The sequence below is a fragment of the Shewanella sp. 1180_01 genome (assembly GCF_052850535.1).
Genome location: NZ_VXCT01000073.1, coordinates 1 through 20,629, shown reverse-complemented (window position 1 = coordinate 20,629; position 20,629 = coordinate 1). Strand labels below are relative to the sequence as shown.

The 20,629-nt window shown below is 49.0% G+C and carries 18 protein-coding genes; 13 read left to right on the top strand and 5 right to left on the bottom strand.

What is annotated here, in order from left to right; genetic code table 11:
• Nucleotides 1-123: 123 nt before the first annotated feature.
• Together FW758_RS22510 and FW758_RS22505 are read right to left on the bottom strand one after the other, a co-directional pair.
• Nucleotides 124-1,227, bottom strand: coding sequence for a phosphoribosylaminoimidazolesuccinocarboxamide synthase (locus tag FW758_RS22510; RefSeq protein ID WP_311988907.1), 1,104 nt, complete (start codon nucleotides 1,225-1,227; stop codon nucleotides 124-126).
• Nucleotides 1,214-1,642, bottom strand: coding sequence for a hypothetical protein (locus tag FW758_RS22505; protein WP_446446583.1), 429 nt, complete (start codon nucleotides 1,640-1,642; stop codon nucleotides 1,214-1,216). The genes FW758_RS22510 and FW758_RS22505 overlap by 14 nt, the downstream gene beginning before the upstream one ends.
• Before the next feature lie 78 nt (nucleotides 1,643-1,720).
• Between FW758_RS22505 and FW758_RS22500 the strand changes: the two genes are divergently transcribed.
• The 5 genes from FW758_RS22500 (at nucleotide 1,721) to nrfD (ending at nucleotide 7,238) form a co-directional block, all read left to right on the top strand.
• On the top strand, nucleotides 1,721-2,200 hold the full coding sequence (locus FW758_RS22500) for an SRPBCC family protein (RefSeq protein WP_446446582.1): 480 nt from the start codon (nucleotides 1,721-1,723) through the stop codon (nucleotides 2,198-2,200).
• Nucleotides 2,201-2,305: 105 nt separating this feature from the next.
• Nucleotides 2,306-2,983 (top strand): pentapeptide repeat-containing protein, encoded by a 678-nt coding sequence (locus FW758_RS22495; RefSeq protein ID WP_446446581.1) that lies wholly within the window; start codon nucleotides 2,306-2,308, stop codon nucleotides 2,981-2,983.
• Nucleotides 2,984-3,426: 443 nt separating this feature from the next.
• The gene (gene phsA, locus FW758_RS22490) at nucleotides 3,427-5,709 is read left to right on the top strand and encodes a thiosulfate reductase PhsA (protein WP_446446580.1); all 2,283 of its coding nucleotides are present in this window, start codon (nucleotides 3,427-3,429) and stop codon (nucleotides 5,707-5,709) included.
• Nucleotides 5,710-5,721: 12 nt separating this feature from the next.
• Complete coding sequence (locus FW758_RS22485) at nucleotides 5,722-6,288, top strand: 4Fe-4S dicluster domain-containing protein (RefSeq protein WP_198782163.1); 567 nt, start codon at nucleotides 5,722-5,724, stop codon at nucleotides 6,286-6,288.
• A 2-nt stretch (nucleotides 6,289-6,290) separates the two neighbouring features.
• Nucleotides 6,291-7,238: an NrfD/PsrC family molybdoenzyme membrane anchor subunit gene (nrfD, locus tag FW758_RS22480; RefSeq protein WP_115335596.1), complete on the top strand. Its 948-nt coding sequence runs from the start codon at nucleotides 6,291-6,293 to the stop codon at nucleotides 7,236-7,238.
• A gap of 105 nt (nucleotides 7,239-7,343) precedes the next feature.
• Here nrfD and FW758_RS22475 read toward each other — a convergent pair whose 3' ends face one another.
• Complete coding sequence (locus FW758_RS22475; protein WP_012196613.1) at nucleotides 7,344-8,087, bottom strand: sulfite exporter TauE/SafE family protein; 744 nt, start codon at nucleotides 8,085-8,087, stop codon at nucleotides 7,344-7,346.
• Nucleotides 8,088-8,168: 81 nt separating this feature from the next.
• Complete coding sequence (gene metJ / locus FW758_RS22470; protein WP_006083215.1) at nucleotides 8,169-8,483, bottom strand: met regulon transcriptional regulator MetJ; 315 nt, start codon at nucleotides 8,481-8,483, stop codon at nucleotides 8,169-8,171.
• A gap of 212 nt (nucleotides 8,484-8,695) precedes the next feature.
• Here metJ and metB point away from each other — a divergent pair, with 212 nt between their 5' ends.
• The 3 genes from metB (at nucleotide 8,696) to metF (ending at nucleotide 13,369) form a co-directional block, all read left to right on the top strand.
• The gene (gene metB / locus FW758_RS22465; RefSeq protein WP_259541796.1) at nucleotides 8,696-9,859 is read left to right on the top strand and encodes a cystathionine gamma-synthase; all 1,164 of its coding nucleotides are present in this window, start codon (nucleotides 8,696-8,698) and stop codon (nucleotides 9,857-9,859) included.
• 11 nt (nucleotides 9,860-9,870) lie between these two features.
• Complete coding sequence (locus FW758_RS22460; protein WP_446446579.1) at nucleotides 9,871-12,264, top strand: bifunctional aspartate kinase/homoserine dehydrogenase II; 2,394 nt, start codon at nucleotides 9,871-9,873, stop codon at nucleotides 12,262-12,264.
• 217 nt (nucleotides 12,265-12,481) lie between these two features.
• Nucleotides 12,482-13,369 (top strand): methylenetetrahydrofolate reductase, encoded by an 888-nt coding sequence (gene metF, locus FW758_RS22455; RefSeq protein ID WP_446446578.1) that lies wholly within the window; start codon nucleotides 12,482-12,484, stop codon nucleotides 13,367-13,369.
• A 56-nt stretch (nucleotides 13,370-13,425) separates the two neighbouring features.
• Here metF and FW758_RS22450 read toward each other — a convergent pair whose 3' ends face one another.
• Nucleotides 13,426-15,327, bottom strand: a complete 1,902-nt coding sequence (locus tag FW758_RS22450; RefSeq protein ID WP_446446577.1) for a methyl-accepting chemotaxis protein — start codon at nucleotides 15,325-15,327, stop codon at nucleotides 13,426-13,428.
• 221 nt (nucleotides 15,328-15,548) lie between these two features.
• Between FW758_RS22450 and slyA the strand changes: the two genes are divergently transcribed.
• From slyA to FW758_RS22425, 5 genes are all read left to right on the top strand, one after another.
• Nucleotides 15,549-16,022 (top strand): transcriptional regulator SlyA, encoded by a 474-nt coding sequence (slyA, locus tag FW758_RS22445; protein ID WP_006083211.1) that lies wholly within the window; start codon nucleotides 15,549-15,551, stop codon nucleotides 16,020-16,022.
• 8 nt (nucleotides 16,023-16,030) lie between these two features.
• On the top strand, nucleotides 16,031-17,089 hold the full coding sequence (locus FW758_RS22440; RefSeq protein ID WP_446446576.1) for an HlyD family secretion protein: 1,059 nt from the start codon (nucleotides 16,031-16,033) through the stop codon (nucleotides 17,087-17,089).
• A 214-nt stretch (nucleotides 17,090-17,303) separates the two neighbouring features.
• Nucleotides 17,304-18,332, top strand: coding sequence for a DUF2955 domain-containing protein (locus tag FW758_RS22435; protein WP_338725899.1), 1,029 nt, complete (start codon nucleotides 17,304-17,306; stop codon nucleotides 18,330-18,332).
• Between the two features lie 227 nt (nucleotides 18,333-18,559).
• Nucleotides 18,560-19,186: a c-type cytochrome gene (locus FW758_RS22430; RefSeq protein ID WP_446446575.1), complete on the top strand. Its 627-nt coding sequence runs from the start codon at nucleotides 18,560-18,562 to the stop codon at nucleotides 19,184-19,186.
• A gap of 10 nt (nucleotides 19,187-19,196) precedes the next feature.
• A complete protein-coding gene (locus tag FW758_RS22425; protein WP_446446574.1) occupies nucleotides 19,197-20,264 on the top strand; it encodes a c-type cytochrome in 1,068 nt (355 codons plus the stop codon).
• The last annotated feature ends 365 nt before the right edge of the window (nucleotides 20,265-20,629 follow it).

Below are 20,629 nucleotides of genomic sequence, written 5' to 3'. Positions count from 1 at the left end.
ACCCACGACTTTGATTTTGTTTTTTAAAACAATCAAACGAAGTTTGAAAAACAAAAAAGGCGCCTAAGCGCCTTTTCTACATTCTGAGGTTAAGGAAAAACTCCCTACCTCATCGAAATCTGATTACACAATCAGATCATACTCTTCCCGTAGGATCTTGATGATATCTGCCTTTGGATTCGCTGGCAGCGGGATTGGAGCGCCAGTCACTTTCTCGGCAACGCCGGTGTAAGTGCGTGACACTTGCATCATGGCCTCAAGTGGGAGGTCATTGTCGCGGGCGAGGGCTTCACGCTCTGGCATTCTGTCTTTATTGAGCAGCACATCAGGATCTGGGAAATGATTTAGCAGGAATTGGCGGAAACCCTCTTTGGAGTTTTCCAGAATCTTGCCATCGCGGTAGGCGGCGCCGTCCCAAATACGTGATGAGTCTGGAGTACCGACTTCATCCATGTAAATCAGTTTTGAGTTGCCATCTTTGTCAGTCACATAACCGAACTCAAACTTAGTGTCGACAAACACTTGATCAAGCTTTGCCAGCGCTGCTGAAATAACTTTAAAGCCATCTTTTAACAGCTTCTCGTACAGGTCGATATCTGCGAGCTTTTCAAAGCCAAAGGCTTGGTAGTTGGCTTCGATATCGCTGCGGCTGATGTTCACGTCATCTTGGGCGGGCACGCCTGGGATGCCGGTTAAAATGCCTTTAGTCGATGGGGTGATTAACAGCTCAGGGAGCTTTTGATCTTTCTCTAAGCCTTCTGGCAGTGTAATGCCACAGAATACTCGCTCGCCTTTTGAGTAAGCGCGCCACATTGAGCCTGTGATGTACTGGCGACAAATGGCTTCGACTTTAATAGGGCGAGCTTTTTGGACTATCCATACGAACGGGTGCGGGATATCCAAAATATGGCTGTCGGCTAGGCCGTTTTCGGCGAACAGTTTAAACCAATGGTTAGATATCGCGTTTAATGCCGCGCCTTTACCGGGAATGCCTTTGAGGCCGCCTTCACCGTGGAAGATACAGTCGAAGGCCGAGATACGGTCGCTGATCACCATGATGGCGAGCGGGGTATCTTCGGGGACGTTATAACCTTTAGTGGTAATTAAACGGCGGCTGTCGGCGTCGGTTAGCCAGTAAACGCTGCGAACCTTGCCGCTGTGGACTGGGCTGTCGGTGCGGATAGGCAAATCGTTATTGATGGCAAGTACGGAATCAGCAAGACTCATGACGAGTATTCCTTAGGATAGAGAGTGTAGGGATAAGGTTTTTATAAGTGTCGGTTTGCAGAAGGACTATGGCGTTAGCAACAGCCAGATTTATTGCAACCGCTTTATTATTCGCGCGTGGCTTAGGGCGTAAAGCGTTCAGCCAGTTTGCGGGATTTGATGTTAAATCTTGAACAGCAAAAGGGGTATTTTCGGGCGGTGTTTGAATTGTGTCAGCTGGAGATAATGCAAGGGATGGAACAAACGCAGGGCAAGGTTGGCACCACAGTGAAAGTGGTCTGTTAAAGCGGGCTGGGCCCGTGCCATTTTGCTCGAAAATGCTAACCATTAATCCGAGATAACCTTGTGCTAGACTGCCGCGAAAAAGTGGCGACATTTTACCTTTATTGACAAAATTTGCCACGGCTATTTGCATTGTTCTTTGCTGATGTGCGAGCTTATGACACAGTTGTAGCCCACAAGACCATCAAGCCAAATATCCAATGGAGGGAATATGAGCACAAGTCATCCACATCCAGATAGCGACAGAGAATTGATATTAGAGCGGATTATCGATGCGCCGCCGGAAAAACTGTTCCGCGCGTGGACCGAGCCTGAGCTTCTCAAAATTTGGTTTACGCCAATGCCGTGGACTGTGGCTAGCGCGAGCTTAGATGTGCGTGCTGGCGGCACTAACGTGATTGTAATGCGCAGCCCTGAGGGACAAGATTTCCCGAATCGCGGCGTGTATCTCGAGGTGGTTGAGAATGAGCGTATCGTATTTACCGATGCCTTTACCGAGGCATGGGTGCCGTCCGACAAGGCCTTTATGACAGCAACCATCACCTTTGAACCTGTGGACGGTAAGACAAAGTACACTGCGCGGGTGCTGCATTGGAATAGCGAAGATAGGCAGAATCATGAGGATATGGGGTTTCATCAGGGTTGGTCTAAGGCGACCGATCAGCTTGAGGAACTCGTCGCGAACATTTAGCCGGTGAGTCTCAAGCCTCGTATCAGAGAGTAAACAATAAGCAGTACCTAGCCCAATTGCCCTGCATTATCATATTGTTGGGGATTGGGCAGGATTAGAGGTGTTATGTCATTACAGAAAGAAGTGCCACAGCTTACACAATCGCAGCTTGCATCATCACAGCTCGTGCCATCGCAATTAGTCTCAAGCGCGGTTTTGCAGGGCAATAGTTTTTTATCAAAACAGTTTAATGGCTTGTCGGAATTAGCCCAAGAGCTACAGGGCATCGAGTTCGAGGATTGCTGCTTTCAAGACTGCCATTTTAGCGAGAGCGTTTTTCGTAAATGTAAGTTTATCGATTGTCGCTTTGTACGCTGCAACTTGAGCTTAGTGAAAGTACCCCAGTGCCAGTTCAGCGGGGTCGAGTTTGAAGAGTGTAAGTTAGTCGGTATCGATTGGACCCGCGCCGCATGGTCGCGTTTATCCTTTGCCGCGCCCTTTTCCTTTAAGCAATGCATTCTAAACGACTGCTCATTTTTAGGCTTGTCCCTCGATGAAATCATCATCGAAGAGTGTAAGGCCCACGATGTGGATTTTCGCGAGGGCAGCTTTAATCAAGCCAATTTCACCTACACGGATTTTAGTCATAGTCTGTTTGGCCGAACTCAATTATTGGAGGCGGATTTTAGCGAGGCATCCAATTACGATATCGACATTTTTAACAATAAAATCAAAGGGGCTAAGTTTAGCCGCGACGAAGCGATTCGCCTGCTCAACTGCCTCGATATAGAGTTAATGGATTAATGCGATGGTAATCAGTTTGCGCCCGCTAGCGTGATGTTCTTATCCTGCTAGGGTTATCGCAATTGACTGAAATGTCAGTTTTCTTCTAAGCCGCCAGTGTCCAAAGCTGGCGGCTTTTTTCTGCCTTCTCCGTCGATGTAAAGCCTGTTCCCAACAAGCCTATTGATCTTATTCACGTATTTCAGCGTCAGTCTTAGGTTTTAGTTGCGATAGATCACACCGAGCTTCCCCATGTGGTTTACCACAATATCCGCCTACCTCTTTCGGGATAACAATCTTTGTGGATGAGCAGTGTATTCAGCGGATGCTGGTATTTTGAAGATATGGCGGCGCTGTTTTTACGCTTTTATAACTAAAAAAGTAATCAAATCAGTGAGCAAACCTCTGCTCGATGGCGCCACAAATGGCGACTGACGAGTGGGATGAGCGTGATGGAGGTAACCATGATTGAGCTTAATAGGCGAACCTTTTTAAAGGGAGCGGGAGCGAGCAGCGCCACGTGTGCGTTAGCCAGTCTGCTGCCGGGCAGCTTAGCGGCATTAGAGAATAAGCAGCTAAAGGGCATGGGCAAGGAAATTGCCAGTATTTGCGAAATGTGTTCGACTCGCTGCCCGATTTCGGCGCGGGTGATTGAGGGCAAAAACGTCTTCATTAGTGGCAACAAGGCCGTTAAGTCCTTTGGCGGTAAAGTGTGTGCCCGAGGCGGCGCAGGCCATAGCTTACTGTACGATCCACAGCGTATCGTTAAACCGTTAAAGCGGGTTGGCGAGCGCGGCGAAGGTAAATGGGCCGAGATCAGTTGGGATGAGGCTTATCAACTTATCGCCGAAAATCTAAATAAAATCAAAAAAGAACATGGCCCAGAGGCAGTGGCATTCTCGTCAAAATCGGGCTCACAAGAAAAGCATTTGTTTCACCTTGCGACCGCCTTTGGTAGTCCAAATACTTTTACCCACGCGTCGACGTGCCCCGGCGGTTATGAAATTGCCGCTAAGGCTATTTTTGGCACTAAGGTTAAACGTGATTTAAGTAATTCTAAATACATTATTAACTTCGGCCATAACCTGTACGAAGGCATCAATATGTCCGAAACCCGCGGCATGATGGCGGCGCAGATGGACAAAGGTGCCAAGCTGGTGGTGTTCGAGCCAAGATTCTCCATTGTGGCCGACAAGGCCGATGAATGGTACGCCATTCGCCCCGGAACAGACGTGGCCGTCGCCTTGGCGTTATGCCATGTATTGATTGAAGATAATCTTTACGACAAGGCATTTGTCGCGCGTTATGTGGAAGGCTTCGAAGCCTTTGCCGCCGAAGTGAAAGCCTATACCCCTGAATGGGCCGAAACCATCTCCGATGTGCCCGCCAAGGACATTCGCCGCATCGCCCACGAATATGCCGCTAAAGCGCCCCATGCCGTGGTCGATTTTGGTCACAGATCTACCTTTACCACCGAAGAGTTTGAGATGCGCCGCGCCCTGTACGCCGCTAACGTCTTGATTGGTAACATCGAGCGTAAGGGCGGGATTTATATCGGCCAGAAACCCGGTGATTACAACAAGTTTGCCGGTGAAGCGGTTGCGCCCGTATTGGCCAAACCCGGCGTGAAAGACATGCCAAAACCTACGGCGAAACGTATCGATCAGGTGGAAGAGCAGTACGCCATGATGTGGTCGTCGGGCGGCGTTTACCAAACCATTCTCGATGCCACGTTAAGCGCGGTTCCTTACCAGTTACACGGCTGGGTGATGTCACGCACTAACCCAATGCAAACCATGACAGACAGAGCGCGCGTTGTTGAAGCGATGAAAAAGCTCGACTTTATCGCCGTGTGTGATGTGTATATCAGCGAAACCGCCGCCTATGCGGACGTGATTTTACCTGAGTCGACTTATCTTGAACGTGATGAAGAAATTGCTGATAAGTCAGGTAAAAATCCGGCCTATTATGTGCGCCAACGTGTGGTTGAAACCTTAGGTGATACTAAGCCTTCTTGGCAGATCTTTAAGGATGTGGGTGTGGCTATGGGCCTTGGCGAGTTCTATCCATGGGAAAACATGGAAACCCTGCAAATGCTGCAGGTGAACCGCGACACTGACCTGCTGCGCCGTATCAAAGACGAAGGTTTTGTGAGCTTCGGTAAGCCAATTATGTTGTGCGAGCCTAAGATGGTTGCCGAGTTTATTAAGGCATACCCCAATGCGCGACCTGCCGATGAAGACGGCACTTACGCCAGTGCACTGACCTTTAAAACCCCTAGTGGCAAGATTGAACTCACTTCCGCGAAAGTCGAAGCCATGGCACCGGGCCGTGGGGTGATCAAGTTCCGCGAAGTGAATCTTAAAAAAGCAGATGAGCTGTACTTTATCCAAGGCAAAGTGGCGGTGCACACCAATGGCGCAACCCACAATGTGCCTATGCTCGCTAACCTGATGTCGGATAACGCTGTGTGGGTTCACCCTGTTACTGCGGGTAAGTTAGGGATCAGCAATGGCGACCCAATCCGCCTCACCAGCAGTGTTGGCACAGAAGAAGGCCATGCCTTAGTCACGCCGGGTATTCGCCAAGATACTGTGTTTGCTTACATGGGCTTTGGTTCTAAAAACAAAGAGTTGGTCAGAGCAACGGGCAAAGGTATCCATTGCGGTAACTTACTACCGCACGTTACTGCTCCTGTGTGTGGCATGACAGTGCACACCACGGGCGTCACGCTGGCAAAGCGCTAATCGGAGGCTTAAATGAATAAACGATATGTAATGGTGCACGACGAGAATAAGTGCATCGGCTGCCAAGCCTGTAACGTGGCGTGTCGCAGTGAAAATGGCGTACCCGAAGGCGTAACTCGTCTGCAAGTGCGTGTGGAAGGCCCCTTTGGTGAGATGCCCAATCTGCATTTCAAATATCACAGGGTATCTTGCCAGCAATGTGAAGATGCACCTTGCGTTAAAGTGTGCCCAACGGGCGCGGCCTATGTGGGTGAAGACGGCATTATCTCTATCCATGCTGAGAAGTGTGTCGGCTGTATGTACTGTGTGGCGGCGTGCCCCTATAAAGTGCGCTTTATGAACCCAGAAACCAAGGCGGCGGATAAGTGTAACTTCTGTAAGGATACGCGTTTAGCACGGGGCGAAGAGCCAGCGTGTGTGACTGTGTGTCCAACCGATGCCTTAGTGTTTGGCGATGCCAATGATCCTAAGAGTGAAGTGGCCATCATGCTCAACACTAAAATCACTTACCAAGATAAAACCCATTTGGGCACTAAACCTAGGGTGTATCGCGTTCCTACCAAAAGAGGGGGGATTTGATTATGAACAATACTTGGGGCGACATGGCGCAATATGATCCTGTCACTTGGCACTGGGTCATCGCCGTTTACCTGTTTATGGCGGGGTTATCCGCGGGCAGTTTACTGATTGGCATTGGTTTGCGCTGGGCGAATAAGGAACTCAGCGCGGGAGCTGAAAGCAGCATTCTTAAGGCGGCAGCCATTATTGGGCCTGTAGCAATTAGCTTAGGTCTAGCTTGTTTAGTGTTTGACTTAACCAAACCATTCCACTTTTGGTTGATCTTAATTCACTATAACTTCCAGTCTGTGATGGCAATCGGGGTGCTGGCGCTGCTGGCGTATTCTCCCTTAGCCTTTGCGTACGCCATTATTGTGCTGCGGGATGACTTACCAAAATGGGGTTTGGGTTTCCTAGCGCCTATCGCTACGTTACTTATGCCATATCGAAAGCTGATTGAAGTATTGTTGTTTGTCCTCGCCATTGGCGTAGGGGCTTACACTGGCTTCTTAATTTCGGCGATGAATGCTTATCCTATGCTCAATACTGCGGTACTGCCTGCGCTGTTTTTAGTGTCGGGTTTATCGGCGGGCGCTGCGGCAAACGCGGTACTGGCACTCTTGCTGTTTAAGACTGACAGCCACGATAAAACCTTAGTCAAGATGCACGGTTTAGAGTTGCCTGTGATGGCGATTGAAATCCTGTTCCTGTTCATGTTGTTCTGCGCCTTGTACTTCAAGGGCGGCGCGGCGGCTGCGGCCTTAGCGTCGTTAACTTCTGGGCTATGGGCAAGCGTGTTCTGGATAGGCGTCGTCGGTATAGGTTTTGGTATTCCATTGCTGTTCATGTTGCTACCCGCCGCGACTCGCCACACTAAGGGCGCAATGATCATGGTGGCTTGTGCGAGCTTAACCGGCGTACTCGCTCTAAGACACTTTATTGTGTACGCAGGGCAAAGCTATTTAAGCTGAGTGTAAGCTGGCTTTAGATATTGATAGATAAAGAAAAGCACTGACAATGTCAGTGCTTTTTTATTGTTTGAATCTTCAGATGATTTGCCAATACAAGCAGGACGCTTATTGGGGCAATAACTCGATAACCGATTTCACCGTTAGCACTAAGGCGCTGATACTGCATAGGACTAAGGTCGCCATTTTAGTTTTATCTTTATCGACACTGCCCACTAATCGCCCCGCGACTAAATACCCTAAAAGCACTGAAGGCAGCAACATTAACGACAGCCACAGGTGCTTCAATTCTAATAAGCCAGTGATCGCCAAAATGACCATAGCTATGGTGGAGCTAAAAATGAAGAAGGCCGACAGGGCGGCACGAAACTGCGAAGCGTCTTTGCCTGACAATAGAATCGCCATCGGCGGGCCACCAATAGCGGCAATATTACCGAAAATCCCCGAGACGACGCCCGCCCCAAAGAGGGTTTTCTTATTCACTGGCAGGCTGAATTTATACAGGCTGAGTATAACCGCGACAGCCACAATGGCGGCGATGGATAACCCGAGTATGGGCTGAGGCGCAAACAGCAACAGACTCGCGCCGATAAAACCACCGGGCACGCGACCTATAAGCGCATATTGCAAGCCATTGAATTCTAAATGACCACGTTCCCGGAATAAGGTCAGTAGCGAGATGGTAAATCCCATGGCAATAACGGGACCCGGTACGAGCTGCGGATCGACGATATACAGCAAAGGACTGGCGACAACCGCTAGGCCAAACCCAATCAGGCTCTGGGTTAAGGCGCCAAGAAATACAATCAGTGAGGCCAAGGCGAGAGTCTGTGGATCTATCATAGAAAACATAGGATTCCATATAAACAAAAAGGGATCGTTAACGATCCCTATTGATGAGCACTGTGATGTAACTTTGCCAGCGACAAGTCGCTATTCCATGTCTTCCCACTCGATCCCCATCTCGTCCATCAGCAACTTGGCTTCGGCGGGAATGCTGTCTGGGCTATCTTTTGACAGATCTTCATCGTTAGGCAATGGCTGGCCAGTGTAGGCGTGCAAAAATGCCTCACACAACAGCTCGCTGTTGGTGGCGTGACGCAAATTATTGACCTGACGACGAGTTCGTTCGTCCGTAAGGACCTTAAGCACTTTGAGCGGAATAGACACAGTAATTTTTTTTACTTGTTCATTCTTCTTGCCATGTTCAGCATAGGGGCTGATGTATTCCCCATTCCATTCAGTCATTGACTCACCTGTTATAACGCTAAATTCGGGGCAGATTTTAAACCCTTACAAAGAACAGTCAAATTATTGCTACTATTTCTTTGTGATTGCAAACAGATTTCTTTATGTTCAGACGTCTAAACGTCTTCACGCCTATTGACGATGGCGTTGGGCTTAGGTACATTTAGACGTCCAGACATCTCTATCAGTCTACCGAATTTAGGAGTCCACCCATGGCAGAGCGTCAATTAGCCACACTGGCAGTGCGTCAGGGTATCGAAAGCGATACTCAATATGGCGCAGTTGTGCCACCGATTTATTTGTCGACTAATTACGCCTTCGATGGTCATAAAAATCCTCGCGAATTCGATTACAGTCGTTCAGGCAACCCAACACGCTGTATTTTAGGCGAAGCATTAGCGCAATTAGAAAAGGGCGCCACTGGCATAGTGACCTGCACTGGCATGGCGGCCATCACCTTAGTGACCACTTTGCTCGGCCCTGATGACCTATTGGTGGTGCCCCACGATTGCTACGGCGGTTCTTACCGTTTATTTACTAATTTGGCGAAGAAAGGCCAGTTTAAGCTGATTGTGGTTGATCAAACCGACAGCCAAGCGTTAACCGCAGCGATCGCGCAAAATCCTAAGATGGTGTGGCTCGAAACCCCGTCTAACCCGCTATTGCGTGTGGTGGATATCGAGGCTATTGCTAAGGCAAGCCATGAGGTCGGCGCGCTGGTGGTGGTCGATAACACTTTTTTATCGCCGATATTGCAACAACCCCTATTGTTAGGCGCGGATATCGTTATCCACTCCACCACTAAATACATCAATGGTCACAGCGATGTGGTTGGCGGCGCTGTGGTTGCCAAAGATGCACAAATTGGCGAAAGCTTACATTGGTGGTCGAACACGTTAGGCTTAACGGGATCGGCATTTGATAGTTACTTAACCCTGCGCGGCCTACGTACCTTAGCGGTGCGAATTCGTGAACATCAAGCCAATGCCCAGCGCATTGTTGAGGTGTTAACGCAAAGCTCTGTGGTGAGCAAAGTTTATTACCCTGGTCTTGCGGATCACCCAGGTCATGCCATTGCCGCCAAGCAACAAAAGGGCTTTGGCGCTATGCTGAGTTTTGAGCTCAAGGGCGGCGAGGCCGAAGTGGTGGCCTTTTTAAGTGCACTCAGCTTATTTAGCGTGGCGGAAAGTTTAGGTGGCGTTGAAAGTTTGGTGGCCGTGCCCGCAACTATGACCCACAGAGCCATGGAGCCGCAGGCGCGCTTCGAGGCGGGTATTAAGGACACCCTATTGCGTCTATCGGTGGGTATTGAAGATGCCGCCGATTTAGTTGCAGATATTCAAGCAGGATTAGCCGCCGTTGCGGCTTGTCAGTAGAGGAATAATAGATGGCACGTTGTCACTTACATAAATTTGGTGGCTCCAGTTTAGCGGATGCCGATTGTTATCGCCGAGTCGCCCATATCCTGTTAACCCACGGTCATAGTGATGATCTCGTGGTGGTCTCTGCGGCGGGTAAGAGCACGAATTTCCTGTATAAATTATTAGCGCTGCGTGATGCGGGTCAGCTATGGCAAGAAGAATTACAAGTGCTGATCAGCTACCAACAGGGGTTGATTGAGCAGTTGTTATCAAATGAACAAGCCCGCGATCTGCGTGAGCGTTTGGCCACTGATAAAGCGCAGCTTATCAGCTTATTATCCTTAGATACCCGCAACGATTACCAAATTAGCCATGTGGTGAGCTTTGGTGAACGTTGGTCGGCACGTTTAATGGCGGCGCTGCTGTGCGAATCTGGCGTGGCCGCAAGCCATGTGGATGCCTGTTCAATTTTAGTGGCCGATGAAGCCGCTGTGCCGCAAATTCGGGTACAAGAATCCCGTGCTAAAGTACAAGCCCTATTAGCTGCCCATCCAAATGAGCGCTTAGTGATCACCGGCTTTATCTGCGCTAACGAGCGCGGCGATACCTTGTTACTCGGTCGAAATGGTTCAGATTTTAGCGCCAGCTTGATTGCCAGCCTTGCCGATATCGAGCGCGTGACCATTTGGACCGATGTGGAAGGGGTGTTCAATGCCGATCCTAATAAAATCAACGATGCTAAGTTACTGAAAAGCATGTCACTTGCCGAAGCCGATCGCCTAGCGCGTTTAGGTTCGCCAGTATTACATTCGCGCACTCTGCAGCCTTTGTTTAATACCGAAGTGAGTTTAGCGGTACGCTCAAGTTATGCATCCCACACCGACTTTACCTTAATCGCGCCCCACAGTTCGTCGGCGAGTGCACCTGTGGTGACTAACCTTAATGCAGTCGTGCTGTTCGGCTTTAAGCTTACGGGCGAATTAACTCGTTTATTAGATCTATTGATCGCTGCGGGTTTAACGCCATTGGCCCATTGGACCTCTGCCCACCAAAGGGTTGAGCTTGCCTATACCGCTGAAAATCAAAAACAAGTGCAAAGATTGCTCGATGCCGAGGCAGAAGCTTTAGGGATCAGCGATCAGCAGATCAATACCGATCTCGGCTTAGTCGCATTAGTCAGTGCCGATGCCGAGCATTATCGCCGCAGCTTCGCCCGTTTACTGAGCCGTGATGCTAAACCTTTGTTCAGCGGCGATTTAAGTTTGGTGACTTTAGTGCCTCAGTCGCAGGTGAATCTGTTAACCCAAAAAGTTCATCGTCGCTGCGCTGGGCCGCGTAAACGCATTGGTGTCTTGCTGCTCGGCGTGGGCAACATAGGTGAGGCCTGGGTCGATTTGTTTAAGTCGGTGTCGCCATCACTGGATCATGAACTCGAAGCCAGTGTTGAGTTAGTCGGTTTAGTCAGTTCGAGTAAAGCCTTGATTAAATCCACAGGCATTAATCTTGCCGCGTGGCAGACTGAGTTTAATACCGAGGCTACGCCTTGGCAGTACGAGCACTTGTTCGAGCAATTAGAACGGGTTAACTGCGATGAGCTGGTGGCCTTAGATATCAGTGCCAGCGCCAGTTTGACGCTGCAATATCCAGAGCTATTTGAGCGCGGCATCCATGTGGTGAGCGCGAATAAACTCGCGGGCTCGGGTCCACTGCCTTTCTACCGTGAGTTAAAGCAGCAACTGGGTAATCGTCGTTTATTTTGGCGTTATAACGCCAGCTGTGGCGCAGGTTTACCCATCCAACATGCGTTAAATGATCTGCGTAACAGCGGTGATAGCGTTGAAGCCGTGGGCGGGATTTTCTCCGGCACCTTGTGTTGGTTGTTTGAGAAATACGATACCAGCAAGCCTTTCTCTGAGTTAGTGATTGAAGCCAGAGGCTTAGGTATCACTGAGCCCGATCCCCGCGACGATCTGTCCGGTCGTGATATGCAGCGTAAACTGCTCATTTTGGCCCGTGAAATTGGCCTTGAAATCGAGCTTGAAGATATTGAACTGCGCTCATTAGTGCCAGCCGATTTGGCCGATATTCCCTTAGATCAATTTCTTGCCCGCATTGCCGAGTTAGATGCCGATCTGCTGCAACAATACGGTGCGGCTGCGGAGCAAAATAAGGTGCTCAGATACGTGGCATCCTTAGATAACAGCGGCCCAGAGCTTAAAGCTGAAGTCGGTTTGCAGTGGATTGATGCCCATCATCCCTACGCTAATTTGACCCCCGGCGATAACGTGTTTGTGATCCGCAGTGCCTTCTATCAAGGCAATCCGATGATCATCCGTGGACCGGGCGCCGGACGCGAAGTGACAGCGGCGGCCGTGCAGTCGGATCTAACGCAGATCTGTCGCGATCTCTTGCAAGAGTAGACTGAAATTCAGCAGCTTAAAGGACTCATTTGAGTCCTTTTTTATTGGCTAGAATAAATCTATCGAATTAACCGAGATTAAATGCGGTTTATGGACATTTTTTGGCTTGACTTACATCTCAGTTTCTCTAGTATATGGACATATAGACGTCCAAACGTCCATTTGAACTAATTCATACTAGCAAAGAGTAGCGCCAAGGGCGGTTGAGGAAATACACATGGCTTTTCATCACGCACAACATTCACAATCGCTGAACCAGAGCTTGTCTGAGCTTAATGGCGATATTAATGTTTCTTTTGAGTTTTTTCCGCCATCGACCCCCGAAATGGAACAGATCCTGTGGAACTCTATTCGTCGTTTAGAGCCACTTAATCCTAAGTTTGTCTCTGTGACCTATGGCGCTAACTCAGGTGTGCGCGACCGTACCCACGGCGTGATTGAGCGTATTCAACAGGAAACTGACCTCGTTGCCGCGCCGCACTTAACCTTAGTGGATGCCAGCGATGAAGAGCTATTAGAATTGGCTAAGCATTATTGGAAGTCGGGCATTCGTGACATAGTGGCACTGCGGGGTGATTTACCTGCGGGCAGCCCCAAGCCCACTCGTTTTGCGGTAGATTTAGTGCGTTTGCTGCGCTCAGTGGCCGACTTTGATATTTCCGTTGCGGCCTATCCAGAAGTGCATCCCGATGCGAGCAATGCACAGGCTGATTTGATCAACCTTAAGCGTAAGATTGATGCGGGCGCTAGCCGTGCCATTACCCAGTTTTTCTTCGATGTGGAATCTTACCTGCGCTTTCGTGACCGCTGCGTCGCCGCCGGTATCGACGTTGAAATCGTGCCAGGTATCTTACCTGTGACTAACTTTACCCAGTTAAAACGTTTCGCGGGCATGACCAATGTGTCGTTATCTAACTGGTTGCATAAGCAATTCGATGGTTTAGAAAATGATGCCGGTACACGCCAATTAGTGGGTGCAAACGTAGCGATTGATATGGTTAAGGTGTTGTCACGTGAAGGCGTGAAGGATTTCCACTTTTACACCCTAAACCGCGCCGAATTGACCTACGCGATTTGCCATACGTTAGGCGTGCGTCCTAAGTAAAACTTTATAAAATAAGCTAATAAAAACGCCGCAGAGAATGCGGCGTTTTGTTTTGTTTAAATTCTAAATTGAGCTAATAAAGTTGTTAAACGGACTGCGAGTTGGGCAAGCTCATCGCCAGCGCGTGCAGTTTGTACCGCACTATCTGTCGCATTAGTTGCAATGTCATTGATGTTATTAACATTCTTATTAATCTCTGCTGAAACCGCACACTGCTCATTTGCCGCGCTGGCGATTTGGATATTCATCTGGCTAATGGTGGAAACCGCATGGGTAATGGCTTCGAGTGCCTCACCCGCTTGGTGAACTTGGGATACACAGCTTTGGGTGGTGCGGGTGCTGGTTTCCATCGCATTGACTGTGGACTTAGCTTTATGCTGAAGCGCTTCGATCATCTGCTGAATTTCTGTCGTAGATGCTTGAGTGCGGCTCGCCAGAGTGCGTACTTCATCGGCAACGACCGCAAATCCTCGACCTTGTTCTCCCGCCCTTGCGGCTTCAATTGCCGCATTGAGTGCGAGTAAATTAGTTTGGTCGGCAATGTTACGGATAACCACAAGCACAGAATCAATTTCAGCGGTATTACGCTCTAATTCATTGATTGCACTTGCTGCTGTGGCTATTTCCTCGGCTAATATTGCGATAGTGGTTACCACTTTTTGTACAACTAATTTGCCTTGTTCGGTTGAGTCATTGGCATGATTGGCGGCATCGGCCGCATCGGTTGCGTTATGGGCAACTTCTTGTACCGTTGCGGCCATTTCATTCATTGCGGTGGCAACTTGATCTGTTTCGAGGTGTTGACGACTCGCCATCTTCTGGGTTTCCCGCGTAATGCTCGACATTTCTTCAGCAGAGGTTGCGAGTAAACTCGTGGCATCAGACACTTGAGTTACTGTGTGGTGGATTTTCTCCACAAAACGGTTAAATGCCTGCGCTAACTCGGCGATTTCATCCTTACTCGTTATGGTAATTCGACGGGTTAAATCGCCTTCGCCTTCGGCGATGTCATTCATGGCTTGGGTTGTTTCTGCTATTGGGCGGGTAATGCCCTTAGCAATAAACCAAGCAATGGCAGTGCCGATTAACATTGCAGCGAAACCGATGAGAATCAACTTGAGGCGAATATCCGCCATAACTTGCTCTGAATGGCTTCTGTCCATCGCAATATCCAGTACCCCAAAGACTTGTCCCGAGTAATCTTTTATGGCGTGGCGATACAAAGCGAAGGTTTTGCCCTCTAAGCTAATAGTGCGAATCACTTCGTTGCCTTGCATCACGCTATTGAGTTCACTTATGGCCTGAATATCGGGCGTGAACGTGGCGCCAAATGCTTTAAAATCCGCGCCATTGGGCAACAATAATGCGATTTCAGCTTGATAAGCATCTTTAAAACTGTCGAAGAAAGGTTGTCCAAAGGACATACCAAATTCCACTGAGCCAGTGTGTTGGCCTTGATAACCCATGGGCACTAAACCGCGAATCCCTAAACCTTCAACACCATATTCCAAACCGTTTAAGGGCAGTTTCGTGGTGTTGGTTTCCACAATGGTTTTACGAATTGCAGTGAGATCATCACCAAATTTTTCGGGGCGATGTAATCGTAAAAAAGAGGTTGCCGGCGGCGTATGAAACTGAAATTGTTGTACGTCGAAATCTTGCTTAAGCTTGGCAAACAGCGGCAGAGTACGGTCTTTGAGTGCGGGGCGATCCCGTTCGGCGAAGTTACTTTGGATCTCTGGCGTCAGTGAAACTATCGTTGCCATGGCCTGTGCGAGTTTACCGGATGAGGCTATGTTGGCGACCGCAGTTTCGTACAGTTTATGCAGTTCTCTTTGCTCAGATTCTTTCACCTGACTGCTGAATTCCGACAGGACTAGCAGCATGATAAAGCTCATCATGGCCAACAGTAATAGACATATCCCAACCACAATCCTCGTACTAATTTTTAAATTCACCAAAGCCAACCTCCCAGTTCACTTCATCAGTCTGATTTATCTTTTTAATATTATAGAGATACGGCTGATTATATTTGAGATAGCGCCAGCATTTTGGATTATTTGTTTCCCTATGCGACATTTTTGCGCCATAGGACACAGAAAATTTTTTATATGAGCACATTTACTTAGCCTGCTAACTAAGTATAATGCTTAGCACGCTAACTAAGTGGGTGAGCAAGATGCAAAAAGAATTAGAGCGATTGAAAGAGTTATCACTGGCGGAGCATTTAGGCCGTCTGCATCGATTGTGGCGTACCGTGGCCGATGTCGAACTGGCACCTTTGGGATTAACCCATCCCCGTTGGACGGCATTGTGGAAATTACTGCGTTTAGGCGACAGCGTGAGCCAGAAAGTGTTGGCCGATGCCTTAGAAATTGAATTGGCTTCGTTAATGCGCACCTTAGGGCAATTAGAAGAGCAAGGTTTAGTCGAGCGTCATTGCTGCGACAAAGATAAGCGCGCAAGGATTGTGACGCTAACGCCTGCGGGATTGGATGTATTAAAGCAAATGGAAGCGCGGATAATTCAGGTGCGCCGTGAGTTATTAGCTGGGATCAGTGCCAGCGAGCTCAGCGAATTTGAACGCATTATTAGCCTGATTAGTGACAACGCCAGCGCCAAATTGGCCAAGGCAACAGCAACCATTTTGTGAGAAAGAAGATGACACCGGATCAACAGTTTGCCCGTTTAGTAAAATTTGCCATGTTCGGCTTTGTGATGGTTTTTGGCTATTTTATGCTTGTCGATACTATGATGCCATTAACGCCGCAAGCTATGGCGACGCGTGTGGTGACTAAGGTTACGCCGCAGATCAGCGGTAAAATTCAGACCATAGCCGTGACGAACAACCAAGCGGTTGCCAAGGGCGATTTGCTGTTTCAAGTCGATCCTGCGCCCTATGAGTTAGCGGTATCGCAAGCTAAATTGGCCTTAGAGCAAGCCCGCCAAGACAATGCCGAGTTAGATGCCTCGCTGCTGGCCGCGAAGGCCGACGTCAATGCCAACAAAACCACCTCACAACAGAAACGCAGCGAAGCTAAGCGCCTCGATGCCCTGTATGCCACCCATGGTGTATCGCAGCAGCAAAGGGATCAGGCCGATAGTGATGCCGCCGCCGCGGAAGCCAATTTGCTCGCCGCTAATGCGCGTTTAGAAAAACTTAAGGTGAGCCGTGGCAGTTATGGCGAAGAGAATCTTAAGGTGCGTCAGGCACAAAATCATCTTGCCCAAGCTGAACTCAATTTGTCTTACACCCAAATCCATGCTGATCAGGACGGGATAGTGACTAACCTGCAGTTAGAAGTCGGGAGTTTTGCGACTGTGGGGCAACCTCTGTTAGCCGTGGTATCGGATAAGATTGATATTATTGCTGATTTTCGCGAAAAGAGTTTGCGTGGCGTCAATGCTTCATCTACCGCTTTGATTGCGTTTGATGGCGAACCCGGCCGTTTATATCGGGCGACGGTGAGCAGTGTCGATGCGGGCGTGAGTGCGGGGCAATTCGATGCCAATGGCCGTTTAGCGGCGCCGCAGGAATCTGATCGTTGGGTGCGTGATGCCCAAAGATTGAGACTGCATTTGGAGTTAGATGGGATGGCGATGAACAGCTTGCCAGCCGGTGCGCGCGCGACCGTGCAACTGCTGCCTGAGAATAGCCTGTTTAGTCTGCTGGCTAAGGTGCAGATTAAAGTCATTAGCCTGCTGCACTATATTTATTAGCCTATTTACTAGCTTATTTATCAGCCTATTTACTAGCGTATTGACTCGCCTATCTACACGCACTTATTGCTGTTGACGGGTGAGCGATTCGCGGTTGGTGTGTATTTGCCGTGAGTCGCTTGAGTGAACACTTCAAAGCAACATAAGTGTGAATGCAGCATAAGCCAGCTAAACATCCCCCAATTTTACATATCGATAGAACAAGGCGACGAGCATGTTACTACGCCATAGCCCATTGACGGCCAACGATTTACGCCAGTGTTTACGGATTGCGACTGGCGCGACCATAGGTTTTACCCTGTGTAAAATGTTTGGTTGGAGCAATGGAGTCTTCTTCACTGTGACCCCCATGCTATTACTCGGACTCGTGCCTGTGATGAATGGCCACGCTATGCGTCAGTTATTGGCCTCATCTGCCATGGCGGGGTTAGAGGTTGGACTGCTCGGTGGTTTCTTCGGCAGCCATCCCGGCCTGATGACGCCCATCGTCTTCCTGTTATTTCTATACCGTTTTGCGGCCATGTCCCGCGGCAGTTTATTCCTCTTTGGCGCCAACGGAGTGCTCAGCCTTAGCATCATGCTGCACTTTGCAAGCTATCCCAATACCAATCTGAATGACTTAGTTTTCAGTAACTTTTGGGCGACGGCATTGTCGGTCGTTATTGCCTATGCTATGACGGCACTCTGGCCCGATGTGGAACCAAGGGCGGCTTACAAGCCAGGACCTAAGGCGCCACATCGAATGCGCCACGAAGCATTACTCGGCGCGACCATAGCGACCACATCGTTTCTGGTATTCCAAATATTTGATCTGCGGGATTCGATGTCAGCTCAGGCGACCACTCTTTTGCTATTGTTTCCCATGCATTGGAATGGCGCACTCGACTATGCCCGTAAGCGCGCTATAGGTACTTTGCTGGGCGTGTCGTTTGGGGTCGTTGTGCAGTTGGTACTCTATGACTGGTCAGGACTATTGATATTAATCGTCCCCTTGCTGTGGATTGGCTTGATGATCTTTAGCCAAGCCCATGTGCGAGAGGCAAGTGGCTCTGGCGTGGGTTTTGGCGCCATGACAACTTTAGGCATTCTGTTTGGCCAGTATCTGACCCCTGGCAACGATTTAATCTTTAGCGCCTTATATCGAGTGAGCAGCATTCTCACCGCCATCGTCGGCACGCTACTCCTGTGTTATTTGATACATAAGTTATTGAATCGTTTTGAATCGACGCGATTTGGTTATTGATTCTGGCTACTCGGGCTTGAAGACTTGCAGCTTACCCTTTCAAAGAGTAAGGTAAATTTATCCCATTTGGATTGAACGATAAATGAGCCTTAATGAACGCTAAGGCTCATTTATTGGCTGTTTTAAAAATGAGCGGCTGATTTAAAAATGGGTTCAGTGTATGAGTAGCTACATAAATAACAATAACCACCTATGCTTTAGAGCTTAACTCTCTTCAAGGATAGAACATGAAGATTAAAACATTCGTCATAGGCTTAACGCTATGCAGCGGCTATGCGGCCGCCTCCGTTGCGCCTTCTGGCAAACAATTGATGGAAATTATCCCCCAACCGGCACAGTTATGTGTGTCTTGTCATGGGGTAGAAGGTGAGGGCGTTGAACCAATCGGCCCTCGATTAGCGGGATTATCTAAACAATATATCTCGACCCAATTACAGCATTTCCAAGCGGGTGTGCGCCAAAACGCAACCATGATGCCGATGGCAATGACGTTACAAGGTGATGGGATTGAGCAAGTGGCAAACTACTTTTCTGCAAAGCCTGCCAATGAGGTCAAGCCCGTTATCCGCGGTGAACAGGTGGTTTTTAATGACGATACCGCCCGTTTAGCCTACCAAGGTGATTGGTCACGTGGTTTACCAGCCTGCGTGACCTGCCATGGTCCTTCGGGGTTAGGTGGCGGCTTATTTCCCCGTTTAGCCGGTCAGCAAGCGAGTTATATTAAAACTCAATTACTGGCATGGCAGTCGGGAATGCGCAAAGGTGATGTCGATGGCATTATGGCGAACGTAGCTAACAAGCTTACTGCCGCTGAGGTTGATGCCTTAGCGAACTACTTTGCTAATTTGAAATAAGGAGCTGGCCATGAAATATTCCGCAATGTTATTACTGGCCGCGATGGGGTCGTTAACCGTGCAGGCACAAGCCGAATCGGATCCGGTGCAAGAGCGCCCAGATAAACAAGCCCCGCTGCCTTCTTTCCCTAAGATACCGGATCAAACCTATCTTACTCCTAGACCTTTGAGTGCCATTCCTGAAGGCGCCTTTGGTGACAAAGTGCGTTTGGGTTATCAGCTATTTGTGAATACCCAACAGCTGCGTGATAAGTATGTGGGCAACGAACTTAACTGCACCAACTGCCATATGGATGCGGGCCGTAAAGCCAATGCTTCACCCCTATGGGGCGCGTATTTTGCTTATCCGGCCTATCGCAAAAAAGATAATAAGGTCAGTAGCTTTGAAGAACGCATCCAAGGCTGCTTTAACTATTCGATGAATGGTAAAGCCCCTGCATCGGGTAGCCCTGAGTTAGTGGCGCTTTCTGCCTATGCCTATTGGTTAGGCATGGGTGGCTTGATGGACGAAGCAAATATTAGCGGCCCAGTCCCTGAGCTTAGCGATGCCGAGTTAGTCAAAGGTGCTAAACGGGAAGACTTCCCGCTACCTGAGATATTAGCCAAGGCGATGACAGTTGAGCAGCGTGCCAACTTGCCGGGTCGTGGTTATCCTGAGATCCCAAAACCCGAACAAGCCTATTCACCTGAACGGGGTAAAGAGGTCTATGTCGCCCATTGCCAAACTTGCCACAGTGTTGATGGCCAAGGTCAAGCGATTGCAGGCGTGTATGCGCTGCCACCGCTGTGGGGACCTAAGAGTTACAACTGGGGGGCGGGAATGCACAGGGTCAATACTGCTGCATTCTTCATCCATGAAAACATGCCTTTTGGTAAGAGTATGCAGTTAACTAACCAACAGGCTTGGGACGTTGCAGCTTATATCAATTCCCACGAGCGTCCACAGGACCCACGTAGCAAAGGTGATGTGAAGCAAGCGCAGGAGAAATATCATAATGACAGCGATTACTATGGTGTCGAGGTCGATGGCAAAGTGTTAGGCACTGAGTCCTATCCCATTTTTCCTAAGAAGTCATAGTTGAGCGGCTTTGATTCAGTGCTCGCTTGATGAAATAAAGCGAGTGAATAAGTTGGACAGAAAAGCCAGCAAGCATTTAGCTTTGCTGGCTTTTTTATTGGTCAAACATATGTTGGTCAATTGTACTGAGTCATCTTTGATTTAAGTACTTGGGATCTTCGTGTTTGCAGGTATCAATGTATAGGTGAGTCATGGCATTCGCTCGTCGACTCGCAGCCAGTCCATCCTTGGATGCTCGACCGCCCGTCTGATGTGAAAGGATTCACAAATGCCGTGATGGCATGGATGCCAAAAAGCGGCCATGGGGCGGGCGTCTTGTATAGATCAATACGGCCTTACGGCCGAGGTGAATCAAGGTCGTGGGG